General features: G+C 51.6%; 11 protein-coding genes and 3 pseudogenes. 10 read left to right on the top strand and 4 right to left on the bottom strand.

The window, feature by feature from the left end:
* Positions 1 to 38: 38 nt before the first annotated feature.
* Positions 39 to 1,112, top strand: coding sequence for a branched-chain amino acid aminotransferase (locus AC3WJN_RS19190; RefSeq protein ID WP_005828278.1), 1,074 nt, complete (start codon positions 39 to 41; stop codon positions 1,110 to 1,112).
* Positions 1,113 to 1,398: 286 nt separating this feature from the next.
* Here AC3WJN_RS19190 and pdxR read toward each other — a convergent pair.
* Positions 1,399 to 2,337: pseudogene (gene pdxR, locus AC3WJN_RS19185) on the bottom strand (MocR-like pyridoxine biosynthesis transcription factor PdxR); the annotation flags it as partial.
* A 106-nt stretch (positions 2,338 to 2,443) separates the two neighbouring features.
* Between pdxR and AC3WJN_RS19180 the strand changes: the two are divergent.
* The 3 genes from AC3WJN_RS19180 to AC3WJN_RS19170 all read left to right on the top strand — a co-directional run bounded on the left by AC3WJN_RS19180 (position 2,444) and on the right by AC3WJN_RS19170 (position 4,300).
* A complete protein-coding gene (locus tag AC3WJN_RS19180; protein ID WP_007783764.1) occupies positions 2,444 to 3,073 on the top strand; it encodes an FMN-binding negative transcriptional regulator in 630 nt (209 codons plus the stop codon).
* A gap of 68 nt (positions 3,074 to 3,141) precedes the next feature.
* Positions 3,142 to 3,771 carry a LysE family translocator gene (locus AC3WJN_RS19175; protein WP_007783767.1) on the top strand — a complete coding sequence of 210 codons (630 nt, stop codon included), beginning with the start codon at positions 3,142 to 3,144 and terminating at the stop codon, positions 3,769 to 3,771.
* A gap of 70 nt (positions 3,772 to 3,841) precedes the next feature.
* Positions 3,842 to 4,300, top strand: a complete 459-nt coding sequence (locus tag AC3WJN_RS19170; RefSeq protein ID WP_026557742.1) for a B3/B4 domain-containing protein — start codon at positions 3,842 to 3,844, stop codon at positions 4,298 to 4,300.
* A 185-nt stretch (positions 4,301 to 4,485) separates the two neighbouring features.
* Here AC3WJN_RS19170 and AC3WJN_RS19165 read toward each other — a convergent pair whose 3' ends face one another.
* Positions 4,486 to 4,632 carry a hypothetical protein gene (locus AC3WJN_RS19165; RefSeq protein WP_007783774.1) on the bottom strand — a complete coding sequence of 49 codons (147 nt, stop codon included), beginning with the start codon at positions 4,630 to 4,632 and terminating at the stop codon, positions 4,486 to 4,488.
* Between the two features lie 259 nt (positions 4,633 to 4,891).
* Here AC3WJN_RS19165 and AC3WJN_RS19160 point away from each other — a divergent pair, with 259 nt between their 5' ends.
* Positions 4,892 to 5,644, top strand: a complete 753-nt coding sequence (locus tag AC3WJN_RS19160) for a hypothetical protein (RefSeq protein ID WP_007783777.1) — start codon at positions 4,892 to 4,894, stop codon at positions 5,642 to 5,644.
* Positions 5,645 to 5,888: 244 nt separating this feature from the next.
* Here AC3WJN_RS19160 and AC3WJN_RS19155 read toward each other — a convergent pair whose 3' ends face one another.
* The gene (locus tag AC3WJN_RS19155) at positions 5,889 to 6,407 is read right to left on the bottom strand and encodes a DUF3231 family protein (protein WP_007783780.1); all 519 of its coding nucleotides are present in this window, start codon (positions 6,405 to 6,407) and stop codon (positions 5,889 to 5,891) included.
* Between the two features lie 288 nt (positions 6,408 to 6,695).
* Here AC3WJN_RS19155 and AC3WJN_RS19150 point away from each other — a divergent pair, with 288 nt between their 5' ends.
* Positions 6,696 to 8,297 (top strand): glutathione ABC transporter substrate-binding protein, encoded by a 1,602-nt coding sequence (locus tag AC3WJN_RS19150; RefSeq protein WP_007783785.1) that lies wholly within the window; start codon positions 6,696 to 6,698, stop codon positions 8,295 to 8,297.
* Positions 8,298 to 8,366: 69 nt separating this feature from the next.
* Here AC3WJN_RS19150 and AC3WJN_RS19145 read toward each other — a convergent pair whose 3' ends face one another.
* The gene (locus AC3WJN_RS19145) at positions 8,367 to 8,612 is read right to left on the bottom strand and encodes a hypothetical protein (RefSeq protein WP_007783788.1); all 246 of its coding nucleotides are present in this window, start codon (positions 8,610 to 8,612) and stop codon (positions 8,367 to 8,369) included.
* Positions 8,613 to 8,770: 158 nt separating this feature from the next.
* Between AC3WJN_RS19145 and AC3WJN_RS19140 the strand changes: the two are divergent.
* From AC3WJN_RS19140 to AC3WJN_RS19125, 4 genes and pseudogenes are all read left to right on the top strand, one after another.
* A pseudogene (locus AC3WJN_RS19140) lies at positions 8,771 to 9,627 on the top strand (ABC transporter substrate-binding protein); the annotation flags it as partial.
* A gap of 64 nt (positions 9,628 to 9,691) precedes the next feature.
* Positions 9,692 to 10,225: pseudogene (locus AC3WJN_RS19135) on the top strand (ABC transporter substrate-binding protein); the annotation flags it as partial.
* Positions 10,226 to 10,572: 347 nt separating this feature from the next.
* On the top strand, positions 10,573 to 11,196 hold the full coding sequence (locus AC3WJN_RS19130; RefSeq protein ID WP_007783803.1) for an NUDIX hydrolase: 624 nt from the start codon (positions 10,573 to 10,575) through the stop codon (positions 11,194 to 11,196).
* 197 nt (positions 11,197 to 11,393) lie between these two features.
* A complete protein-coding gene (locus AC3WJN_RS19125) occupies positions 11,394 to 12,833 on the top strand; it encodes an MDR family MFS transporter (RefSeq protein WP_007783806.1) in 1,440 nt (479 codons plus the stop codon).
* Positions 12,834 to 13,184: the final 351 nt, after the last annotated feature.

Here is a 13,184-nt window from a genome sequence, read left to right as displayed (position 1 = left end):
AAAAGGTAGAATTTCATAAACTAAGGGAGATGTAGAGGATGGAGTGTCAGTTAACCATTACCCGGACAGCACACAAAAAAGAGAAGCCAGCGCTCGATAAGCTGGGGTTCGGCGTACATTTTACCGATCACATGTTCACTATGGATTACACGGAAGGCAAAGGATGGCACGATCCACAAATCGTTCCGTATGCTCCCTTGTCACTCGATCCGGCGGCAATGGTCTTCCACTATGGACAAGCGATTTTTGAAGGACTGAAGGCATACCGCAACAAAGAAGGCAAAGTGCTTCTGTTCCGCCCGGATCAAAACTTCAAACGGATGAATCGCTCCCTGGAGCGGATGAGCATGCCACAAGTCGATGAGGAGTTCATGGTCGCCGCCCTGAAGCAGTTGGTGGCGCTGGAAAAAGAGTGGATTCCGGCAGAAAGCGGCATGTCGCTCTATATTCGTCCGTTCGTGATTGCGACAGAGCCATGTTTCGGCGTGCGTGCCTCGCACACGTACAAGCTGATTATCGTCCTGTCTCCCGTCGGTGCTTACTATGCCAATGGCATGGAGCCGGTCAAAATTTACGTGGAAAACAAATACGTCCGCGCAGTCAGAGGCGGTACGGGCAACGCAAAAGTAGCAGGGAACTACGCAGGCGCCTTGAAAGCACAGGCAGAAGCCAAGGAAAAAGGCTACGAGCAAGTGCTTTGGCTGGATGGCGTTGAAAATAAATACATCGAAGAAGTCGGCAGCATGAACGTGTTTTTCAAAGTAGGGGACGAAGTGTGGACCCCGGCGTTGAACGGCAGCATTTTGGAGGGGATCACCCGCGATTCGACCATCCAGTTGCTCCAAGACTGGGGCATTCCGGTTGTAGAAAAGCGCATTTCCGTCGAAGACTTGTATGAGGCGCACAAGAACGGACAACTGGAAGAAGCGTTCGGCACAGGGACGGCGGCGGTCATCTCTCCGGTTGGCGATCTGAACTGGAACGGCCATCAAATGATTATCAACGGGGAGAAAACAGGTCCGTTGACGACCAGACTGTACGAAACGATGACTGGCATCCAGTACGGAGAGCGGGAAGACAAGTTTGGCTGGTCTGTAGAAGTAACGGAATAACAACAGGCAACACACGAAGAGGCACGGCTCTCTCGCTTGGGCGAAGAGGGGCGATGCCTCTTTTGCTTTGTGTTGAAAGTACTTCTCAATTCAGCGATTAAAAAATTGTGAATGAATAACTAGATTCACTGGCCCCGCTCTCAACTGGTGTGGGAGCAGGTCCTTTCAAATAGGGGAAGAGGGTTGAGAAGATAATAAAAAAGAGTAGCAGCAAGTTGAATTTTATAAAATCCGGGAACCTTTGCATTTAGTTATTCCTCCTTTAGAGGTAGCCTTAACAAAGTTAGCTGATCCGGATGCCGGGGAGAAAGCACTTGGAGAAATTTCCAAGGTAAATCACCCGCGCGGAATCAATCGAGGCGAGCGCGGGAAATGGCTGCTGCGTATAGCGAAACTCGCTGTCGTAATCGTCTTCGATAATATAGCCTTGAACGGTGTTTGCCCAATGGATCAGGGCATGCCGCTGTTGAATGGGCATGCTTACCCCGTACGGACTGTGATGGGACGGCGCGACGTAAATCAGGCGGGATTGCAACTGTTCCAGGTGCGAAAAATCAGCGCCTGTCTCGTAAACGGGCAACGTTTCAAGCGTAAAGCCGTTTAATTGGAATGCTTCCCTGGCGCCGTCGTAGCCAGGGTCCTCCACGATTATGCCGGAAAAGTCGCGCTTCAGGACGTGACCGAGATACACCAGCATTTGCTGGGTGCTGCTCCCGACAATGATCGCGTCCGGATCTGTTCTCACCCCGCGAGACTGGAGGATGTAGGCGGCGATTTGCTCGCGCAGGCAACGTTCGCCAAACGGCTCTCCGTACCGAAAGCTTTCCTTCGCCGTCAATACTTGATTGGCGATCCTCCTCCATGTTTTTAAAGGGAAGTGAGTTTGATCGACGACGTCTGAGCGAAAATCAATGCGAACAGGCGGTACCTGCTCGGATTGCCCGCGATAAGCGGAAGGGGGAGCCGCTTGAAACAAAACAGGCTCTACTTCATTGACAAAATAGCCTTTTCGCCCCTCTCCGCGAATATAACCTTCCGCCACAAGCTGTTCATAGGCCATCAATGTCGTATTGCGGCTTACATGCAAGGAGTCAGCAAGCTGGCGAATGGAAGGCAACTGCTCATCGGCCTTTATGTCGCCCTGCTCAATGAACGATTTGAATTTCTCGTAGATTTGTTTGTATTTCGGAGAGTTGCCTTTGAAGGTAAAAATCGTGTTTTTCATTTGCATTCCCTCTGACATGTACATTTGTTCATTATTGTATCTTTTTTCATGTCAGTTTGTATCCTATTGTTTTCTGTAACGGACAAGTATTTTTCCAGGAGAAAGGATGATAAGTGTGTACATTCCGAAGCTATACCGCATGGAGCGTGCGGAGGCGGTGCAAATGATGAAGTCGAACCCGTTTGCCTTGTTGGTTACCGTCGATGGACAACGCCCGTTGGCAACGCACATTCCGGTGGAAATTCGCGAAGAGGACGGGAAAATTTTTGCGACTGGGCATATCGCCTACGGAAACATGCAAAAGAAAACGCTGGCGGACAATCGCGATGTGCTGCTTGTTTTTCAAGGGCCGCACGCTTACATTTCGTCGAGCTGGTATAAAAGCGAATCGGTTCCCACCTGGGACTATCTCGCTGTACACGCGTACGGAACCGCCCGTATTCTCGCGGGGGATGAGCTGAAAACGGCTTTGGCTGGTATGCTCAGACATTATGAAGCGCACCGGGAAAACGGCCGGCTTTGGGAGACGTTTGCTCCAGAGCTGTTGGAGCGAGAAATGAAAGGAATCGTCGGTTTTGAGGTGGAAATCACCTCGCTCGAAGGGGCGGCGAAAATGAGCCAAAATCGCGATAACGTCGACTATCAATCCATTGTGACTGAGCTTGAAAAATCAGAGGAACAAAGAGATATTCAGGTCGCCAAGTGGTTGCGTGAGCAGCGGAAAGAGCTGTTTTAAGCATCTGCAGCATGATGACCGCTTGCGGCCAGGGCAAAACCGATGTAACTAAGAAGGAGTTGCCGTTTATGGAATTTTCAACAATTTGGCTGTTTGTCGTTGCTGCTGCTGCCTTGCTTATAATACCTGGACCTGCCGTGTTGTACATTATGGCCAGAAGCATCGAGCAAGGGAGGCAGGCGGGGCTGGTATCCGTGCTTGGCGTATCGCTTGGCGGCGCTGTTCACGTCTTGGCAGGCGCGGTTGGCATTTCTGCGATTTTGATGACATCCGCGACAGCATTTACGGTCGTGAAGTATTTGGGTGCGGCTTATTTGATCTACCTTGGGTGCAAGACTTTGTTTTCCGCATCAGACAACAAGGCTTCGGAAATAGCGCAAGCCCCGCAGAAAAAATGGCTCAAGATATTATGCGAATCCGCGCTCGTAGAAGTTATGAATCCGAAGACAGCCCTGTTCTTTTTGGCATTTTTTCCGCAGTTCATCGCGCCTTCTGCCGGATCGGTCAGCGGACAGTTTTTGCTTTTGGGCGCGATCTTTATTACGCTTGCCTTTGTTAGCGACGGCCTGTACGCCTTGCTTGCGGCGAGCATTCGCAAGCGGATGAACGCGAGTGCGAAGCTGCAGAATCGGGTGACGGGCTATGTCTATATTGTACTCGGCGTATTTTCCGCCTTTGCTAGCCCGGCGAAAACGTAGGATCGTTTGTGACACGACAAAAAGTGATTCGGTTTGAAACAATCAGTGCAAGGAAACGGAGAGATCAATGATGCCGAAATTTATCGTGGAAGATGATTTTTGGTCGTTATTCCCGCAGGCCAAAATTGGCACGGTGATTTGCCAGGGAATCGACAATGCCGTAAGGGACGTTGCATTTTACGAGAAGCTGTTGCGGGAGGCGGAGCAAGAAGCCCATACATTTCTCGATTGGGAAGAGTTCAGCAGCAATCCGGTCATCCTCGTCTGGCGCGAAGCTTTTCAGAAATTCAAGACGAAAAAAGGGGCGCGCTGTTCCATTGAAGCTTTATTGAAACGAGTGAAAAACGGTCATTCCATCGGAACGATCAACCCGCTTGTTGACATTTACAATTCCATTTATGAAACAAGAAGTGACGCGTTTCATCTGGCGCTGAACGAACTGGCTGAATCCGTGTCGCGCAACCTGGGCGGCGCGGTGAAGGTGGAAGTACTGGACAGTCAGCATAAAGTGATGACGATTTTGGGGTAAGGACAAATAGCCTCACGATAGCAACAAACACTGCTACCGATAGCACAGCGCGATGCGAAAAAATAGTCGCGGCCTTGTGGTCACAGAACAAACAGAACCGAACAGAAGCACGACTCACTCGCGGCGACGATGGGGCGTGCTTCTTTTTACCGCGAAAACGGTTGGCAAGGCGAGCGAGCATTCATTTATTTTTCTTTGTCAGGCAGTTTTAGCAAGATAAACACTAAAGCCCAAAATATACCGGCTAGTAGTATATTGCTGCCTCCGCCAAAAAATAATCCGGTGAAAAAGCCCAAGCCGATTACGATGAATGTTTCTAATAATTTGGACATATTTCAATTCTCTTCCTTTTTTTGTTATCTTTTATATATAATAACACTGTAACAACAAATGTAAATGGAGGTAATGTTATGAAGTTTTTAGCATCCGCTCTTTGTGTCGGACTAGCAACTACATTAATATTAACTCAAGTGGGGAGTGAGAATGCAATAGCGAGGTGAGGAAATAAATCCCAAAGAGATCAAGGACTATACTAAGGCTGAACTCAAGATAAATCGCTCATCAGAAGATGAAGGAACTGCGCCAAAACTGATGGGGGTAGGAGTCTATGAACAAGGTGGTGCCAGACATGTTGATTATATATTTGACCAACTAGACGAAGTTCCTCTAGATGAGATTCGAGAAGAAATCCAAGAAAAAGTGGAACTGGCCGAACGTAAGAGGTTCAGTAATGCTATATCTTTAAAAGCTTCAGCAAGTTATGAGGATGATACTTATTCTGATTCTTACACATATAGAGTAAGAGATGAAAATAGAAATGAACTTGCGGGTGTGTATACTAGCAACGTTGATTATACAAGGCGTGGAATCTCAACGTTAAAAGGCAAGAAAGTCTCTGTTTGGGATGTAAAGTTTTTCAATCAAACCGATCCCAGAAATAATTACCAAACCCGCGAACTAGCAATGAGATATAGACATACTGGCAGTGATGCTAACGAACAGACAATTCGCTCATACGGTCCATTTACAACAGATACTGATTCTACTGCTTCTGTTGGGTTATCAGGTTTAGTTCCATCGGTAAGTTGGACATTTAACACGAAATCATCAAGCATAACTGATGAATCTAGCCTGTCTGATAATTACACGAAGTGGGTTGTCGACTTTGCGTTAGGAACGAGGACAGCAAAAAATAATTTTGTATATGAACCAGGTGTTCGTGTTACCAATAACGATGCAGCAATCGTTTTTAAACATAATCACTATATTAATTATTACAGAAATCTTAATTCTCAGGCAAAGCTCAACACGGGAACTATTGAATTAATATTAACCGATTTATAAGACAGACTGATCAGGTACGGAGTGAAGGGCAGGGCTATCAATGGTTGGGCGCTGCACAATCAAACAGAAAGAGGCACGGCTCACTCGCGGCGGCGACGTGGCCTTGCCTCTTTTTTTTGCACGAATAACTGTTGCAAAGCGAACGATGCTGGTCGGTCAAATGGCGCCGCCTCAAACATATCGCCCCCAGTGTATGGCGGCGGGACTGGGGGCGAAAGCATCGCGTTAGCAGACTGGCTAAAATCTAAACATGAGCAAGCTCAGGAGCTTGTGCATGAAGGGGCGGAGAGATCAGCCACCCTTTTTCCTTGAGAATGCGCAACAGTCGATAGCCAGACTGCGCTTTCGTCATGTGGAACTCCCCGAACATCATGCCGATATCTTCGCGGATGGACTGGCTCATGATCTGGCTGCACGTCAGCAAGCCGCCTGCGATATCCCGGGAGATGCCAAGCGCAATCTCTGAATCGTTCAGCCGTGCGCCAACGGGAATGCTGTTCGCATCGGCGACAGGCCGATCGGGAGGAGTGGGCGGCAAGCCGACGCCAGCCAATTTGAGCAAATCCTCCAGGCGCTCTATTTCTTTTTTCATCGTTTGCATGAGGTCTTCGAGGAAGTCTTTCAAATCCGTATCGCCAGCATGGTTCATTGCGGTTTGATAACCAGCCAGCAGCGCTTTAGTTGTCGCTAAATAAACCCAGACGCCAAATACTTCGCCATAATGCATCGGCTCATTCTTTGGATTCCCACCAAAAATTCCCATGCGCGTCCTCCTTATGATCCTATGATCGCGGTCATCTGGCGTGGCCGCCTGCTTTTTCCCGCCTCCTGATAAGATGCTCCACGGACCAAAAATTCTTCATGGCAATTTTAGACACAGCGGCCTCCGCCACATTTTTTAGTAGAGATATTTTGAACAGTCAAAAAAGAACTGGTAAAGATAGTGAAAAAGATAGTAAAGATCGTGCAAAGATTAATAGTTCGAAAATTAGTAATATTTTGTTGCGTCACCATCTTTCCTTTTACCATCGAGACAAAGGGGGCATTTTCTGTGAAGAAAAAGCGTATGCTAGGTTCCATTTTTGTTCTGTCCGTTTTGCTTGCAACCGCTTTGGCAGGGTGTTCGGGCAGTCCGCAGTCGCAAACAGCTACGGGTAACGCCAATTCCGGCCAAGCTGCCAGCAGCACCGCACCAGCCACATCGGCAGCAGGTGGCGGCACGCTGGTCATCGCACGCTTGTCTGATGCGAACAACCTCGATCCGCATTTCAGCACACAGATCAACTCCATGGCAGTGGTTCAGCACAAAATGTACGAGGGACTCGTGATGATGGATCGCAACAGCGAGTACAAGCCGCTTTTGGCCACCGAATGGAACCAGAAAGACGACGTCACATGGGAGTTTACCCTGCGGGATGGCGTGACCTTCCACGACGGTACGCCGTTTGATGCGGAAGCGGTGAAAAAGACGATCGAGCGCATTTTGGACAAAAACGAGCCGACCCCGAAGGCGAACATGTTCGGCATGATTAAGGAAGTCAAAGTCGTCGACCCGAAAAAAGTGGAAATCATTTTGCATTATCCGTTCGCGGGTCTGCTCTCCGTACTCGCCAGCGCCGAGGGCGGCATCATCAGCCCGAAAGCGATCGAGCAGTACGGCAAAGACTTGTCCAAGCACCCGGTTGGCACAGGGCCGTTCGTGTTCGAATCGTGGACGCCCGGCCAGGAAATCGTGATTGTCAAAAACGAAAACTACTGGGGAACGAAGCCGAAAGTCGACAAAGTCGTGTTCAAAACCATACCAGAGGATACTACCCGCGTCGCCATGGTCGAGACAGGCGAAGCCCATGTCGCCGAGCAGCTTCCGGTCACCGAGCTGGAGCGGGTCCAAAACTCGCCGAACATGTCGCTCGGCCGCTTCGAGTCGTTCGCCGTGGATCACATCGGGATGAACGTCAAGAAAAAGCCGTTTGACGACGTCCGCGTGCGTCAGGCGATTGCCCATGCGATCGACAAGGAAGCGATCATTCAAGGCGTGTACAACAACGTAGGCAAAGCCGCCAATTCTTCGCTCGGCCCGAAAGTGATCGGATACAGCCCGGACATCAAGGCGCCGGAATACGACCTGAACAAGGCCAAGCAACTACTCACCGAAGCAGGGTACGGCAACGGCTTCAAGGCGACGATCTATCTCAATGACAACAAGGCGCGGATCAATGTCGCGGAGGTGCTGCAATCCCAGTTGAAAGGCATCGGGATCGACCTGCAAATTCAGGTGATGGAGTTCGGCGCGTACCTGGAGCTGGCGGCAAAAGGCGAAGCGCAAATGTTCATCAGCGGCTGGGGCAACGCGACAGGCGACGGCGACTACAACCAGTACAACCTGTTCCACAGCACGTCCGCAGGCGTTCCGGGCAACCATTCCTTTTACAGCAATCCGAAAGTCGATGCGCTGATCGAAGCGGCGCGCAAGGAAAAAGATCCGGAAAAACGCAAGCAAATATACGCCGAGGCGCAACAGATCGAGATGGACGAGGTGCCGCTTCTGCCATACCGCAGCAGCGAAAACCTCGCCGCCATCGCGAAAAACGTGCAGGGCGTCTACATCAGCCCGTCCGGCTATATCGAGGTAAACGATGTGACGATCCAATAGATGTAGCGCAAGCTCTCTCCCGCGAGACAGGAGAGAGCTTTTTCTATGTCAGGCTCAGGCGAATTTTTGTCAGGGAGAGACGAGCAGCAAAATCGAGCGGACAAACACGATCGCGATTATGGCAGTTAATCCGAAAAGCGCATAGGCTTTTCTCCGATTTTGGTTCCAGGCTAAAAAGCTTACAGACCCGCTGTAAACGAGCATGCTTGTCAGCGCCAGAATAGGGAAAAATGCCGTAGAGCTAATCAGCGACAAGATAAGGAAGATAGTAATCGCCCACTCTAAGACTTTCATCCAGGTAGGGAGGTCTTGCATGAGCTTCACCCCTCGTTTCTGTATCTATTTTCCAGTTCTACTATATGGAAAAACTGAAAAAGAGTAAAGATAGTGAAAATACAAGTAAACAGAGTGAAAAAATAAAGCCTGAATAGTAGGTAAAATGAAACATGCGCGAATGATCTAAAAATTCAACGACCGTCCCGGAAGACACCACGCGCCTCGCGATGGTCGAGACAGGCGAAGCGCAGGTCGCGGAACAGTTGCCTGTCACCGAAGTAGACCGCGTGCAAAACTCGCAAAACATGACGCTCGGTCGCTACGCCGCGTTTTCCAGCGAGCACATCGGCATCAACACGAAGAAAAAGCCGTTTGATGATGTGCGCGTCCGCCAGGCAATCGCACTCGCCGTCGACAAGCCAACGATCATCCAAGGTGTGTACAACGACGTCGGAACCGTCGCCCATTCCTCCATCTCGCCTGCCATGGTCGGCTACAGCCCGAACGTGAAAGACCTCGGCTACGATCTGGAAAAAGCGAAGCAGCTTCTCGCGGACGCAGGCTATGCCAACGGCTTCAAGGCAACGGTGTATCTCAATGACAACAAGGCGCGAATCAACGTGGCCGAAGTGCTGCAGCAACAGCTCAAGCAAATCAACATCGACCTGGATGTCAAAGTGCTGGAGTTCGGCGCCTACATCGACGCGGCGAGCAAAGGCGAGACAGACTTGTTTATCAGCGGCTGGGGCAACGCAACAGGCGACGCTGACTACAACCAGTACAACCTGTTCCACACAAACTCTCACGGGCTCCGGGCAACCACTCCTTCTACAGCAATCCGGAAGTCGACAAGCTGATCGAAGACGGCCGCAAAGAGAAAGACGAAGAAAAACGCAAACAAATTTACGAAAAAGCACAGCAGCTCGAAATGGATGAGGTCGCGGTGATCCCTTACCGTTTCGCCGAAAACCTGGCAGCAATCGAAAAAGGCGTGGAGGGCGTCTGGATCAGCCCGGCCGGCCACATTGAAGTTGACGACATCACGCTGCCGTAACCACACACACCACACCGATTTACCGCAAGCGAAAAAAGAGACGAGTCGCAGCATAGCCAAGCCCTTCAAACCGATGCTCGCCACCGAATGGAAGCAGCTCGACGATGTGACGTGGGAGTTCAAGCTGCGCCAGGGAGTCGTTTTTCACGACGGGACACCGTTTGACGCAGAAGCCGTGAAAGCGACGTTTGCCCGCGTCCTCGACCCGCAGGTAGGCTCGCCGCGCGCCACCCAGTTTCAAATGATTCAGGAAGTGAAGGCAGTCGACGAGCATACGGTGCAAATCAAGCTCGCTTATCCGTACTCGCCACTGCTGTCCATCCTCGCCAACCACGAAGGCAGCATCATCAGCCCGAAAGCGATCGAGCAGTACGGAAAAGAGTTGAGCAAGCATCCGGTCGGCACGGGGCCGTTCGTGTTCGAATCGTGGACGCCCGGACAGGAAATCGTACTCGTGCGCAATGACAACTACTAGGGCGAAAAGGTAAAATACGCAAAGGCCATCTTCAAGGTAGTCCCGGAAGACACGACGCGGATCGCCATGGTCGAGACGGGCGAAGCCCATGTCGCGGAGCCGCTGCCCGTTACCGAGATCGAGCTGAAGGAAGTTCCGGTCATTCCGATCCGCACCATCGACCACGTGTCGGTCACGGCCAAGGACGTCAAAGCTTCTGGCTGAGCCCGGTCGGGTACCCGATGCTGGACGAAGTGACGATTCAATAACGAATGGCAAATTACGACAGAGCAAAAGGGATGGCGCAACAGCGCTGTCCCTTTCTTCGTCACCGGGAGGAAAGTATGGGCTGCACAGTCCGGGAGCCCCGTTCGCCTCGCGCAAGTCCCCTGTCGAATGGAGAGATTCGCCAACAACCCAGTAGCCAGCGTCCCTTCCAACTGGTAAGGTGGTAGAGACAACGAAACCGACGCACGAATGAGGTGGAGAGAGTGAAGGAAGAGCTTCTGGATATTTTGGACGGTGCGGGCAACCACATCGGGGTGGAGGCGCGCAGCGACGTACACCGTCTCGGCTACTGGCATCAAACGTTTCACTGCTGGATTTACCGGATTCATGCTGGACAGGTAGAACTTCTGTTCCAGAAAAGACATCCGCAAAAAGATACGTGTCCCGATCTGCTCGACATTACTTCGGCAGGTCATTTGCTCGCCGCAGAGCAGTCCTGTGACGGGGTGCGCGAATTGCAGGAGGAGCTTGGGCTGGCCGTGCCATTTGAGCAGTTGCGCGAGATCGGCGTGATTTCCGATGTGATGACTTCGCCAGGGATTATCGACAAGGAGCTGTGCCACGTGTTCGCCATCGCCTGCGACCAGCCGCTGCACGAGTATCGCTTGCAGGCCGATGAGGTCACCGGGCTTTTCTGGGTGAAGCTTCACGAGTTGGAGCAACTGTTTGCGGGCCAACTGCCGCATGTCGAGGCGCAAGGGTTTTTGACCGACGAGGCAGGGCGCCGCTGCAAAGCAAATGTACAAGTGGACGAGAGCGCTTTTGTTCCCCATGAAACGCATTATTACGAAGCGGTGTTTCGCGCCATCAAAAGTTGGAACGAGTAGCAAAAGGAACGGCGCCGCCCGCAAAGCGCCGCGCCCTTTTCCGGCTTCCTGTCTGGCGATGGAGACGGTTGCTGGCCGCTTTTTGCAAAGTGTTTGAACGCCTTTTTTGTTTCGTAGGTAAGCAATGTTTTGTGTTATACTATGACAACGCTTTTCGGCGAATCGAGCTCGTGTGTAGATAGAGAGAGGAGATCGAGATGAGAGTAAAGATTATGGTCGCGCTGATGCTCTCGACCTTCCTGGCCGCCATGGAAGGGACGATTGTGAGTACAGCCGTGCCGCGCATTACCAGCGATTTGTCAGGATTCGAGCTAGTGAGCTGGGTGTACGCCATCTACATGCTGGCGACAGCCGTGTCTGCGCCTATTTACGGAAAGCTCGCTGACTTGTTTGGGCGCAAAAATGTGCTGTTGATCGGGATCGGCATCTTTTTGCTCGGCTCCACGCTATGCGGCGTGGCGATGACGATGGGCCAACTGATCGTCTTCCGGGCGATCCAGGGCTTGGGTGCTGGCGCCGTAATGCCGATTACGATGACGATCATCGGCGACTTGTACACGGAACAGACGGCGAGAGCGAAGGCTCAGGGCTGGATCAGCGCTGTCTGGGGGCTGTCAGGCGTCGCAGGGCCGCTGGTCGGTGGCTTTTTGGTTGATACGCTTTCCTGGCGTTATATCTTTTTTCTGAATTTGCCATTCGGACTCGTGTCCTTTTTCATGCTGGTCTGGTTTTACCGCGAGAAGCTGCTGGCCAAAGCGAAGCGCCATATCGACTACCCGGGGGCGCTGATCTTCACCGTGGGCACGATCGCGCTTTTGTACGCGCTGTTGACGGGCAGCCAGCATCAGTCCTGGACCAGTCCGGTGACGATTTCCTTGATCGTCTTTGCGGCAGTGACCTATCTGGTGTTCGTTTCGGTGGAAAAGAAATCGCCGGAGCCGCTGATTCCGCTCTCGCTGTTGACGAACCGCAATGTCACGATGATTAACATGCTCACCTTCCTCACCAACGGCATCGTCATCAGCATGGTCGTCTACTTGCCGATCTGGAGCCAGGGCGTGCTGGGCGAAAGCGCGACGATGGCGGGCTTCGTCCTGACGCCGATGCCGGTCTGCTGGACGATTGGCTCGGTGCTTTCCGGCAACTTGCTGGGCAAGCTGCGCGCCGAGCAGTTGATTACGGGCGGGACCGCCATTTTGACCGTTGCCGCCACGCTGCTGACCATCCTGTCCTCGCACTCGGCCGGCTATTTGATTTACGTGGCCGTAGGCTTGATCGGCCTCGGCATGGGGCTGATTAGCCCGATCGTGATGGTCAAAATCCAGGCGTCGGTCCCCGTGGACAAACGCGGCACAGCCGTCGCGCTCAACACGTTCACAGGGACCTTCAGCCAAACGTTCGGGGCGGCCGTTTTCGGCATGCTGTTCAACCTGATGACGGTAGCAGGGGGGCATGCGAACCTGGGAGCTTCCTTTGAAACAGGCTCCCTCCCTGCCGGAGAGCTGGCAGCGATCCGCGACGTGCTTGCCTCCGGCGTTCACGTCGTCTTCACAGGCGCCCTTGTGATTGCCGTAGGCTGCTTCCTGCTGTCGCTTTTGATCGCCAGAAGCCAAAAGCAGCAAGCACAGAGCCAATAGCCGTATAAGGGATACCAGCAGCTAATGAGCTCCTGGCATCAAATAAAGCCGGTTTTCACCAAACCTTATGGTGTAACCGGCTTTATGTTTAACGGCAGGAGTGATTTTAATGGGGCAAGACTTTTCCGATCAAAGTGATACTCACTACGGGATTGAATAGAGGGGCAAACAATCGCACGCTGGATTAATCCTGCGCGGAGGTTTTCCCATTTCTCCATGTTCTTCGAATAGATATGGTCTTTACTCCGTTATGCTAAGAAGTACGAATATAATTGAGCCTTTTGCATAAATCTAAACCCTTGAGCAACAAGGTTTTCTGAGCATAAAAAAAGGACTTCACCCCGACCTGGA

It is taken from the genome of Brevibacillus sp. FW306-2-1A-C05A (assembly GCF_058781555.1).
Note: the sequence above shows the minus strand (reverse complement) of the source record. Positions and strands in the feature narration are given on the sequence as shown.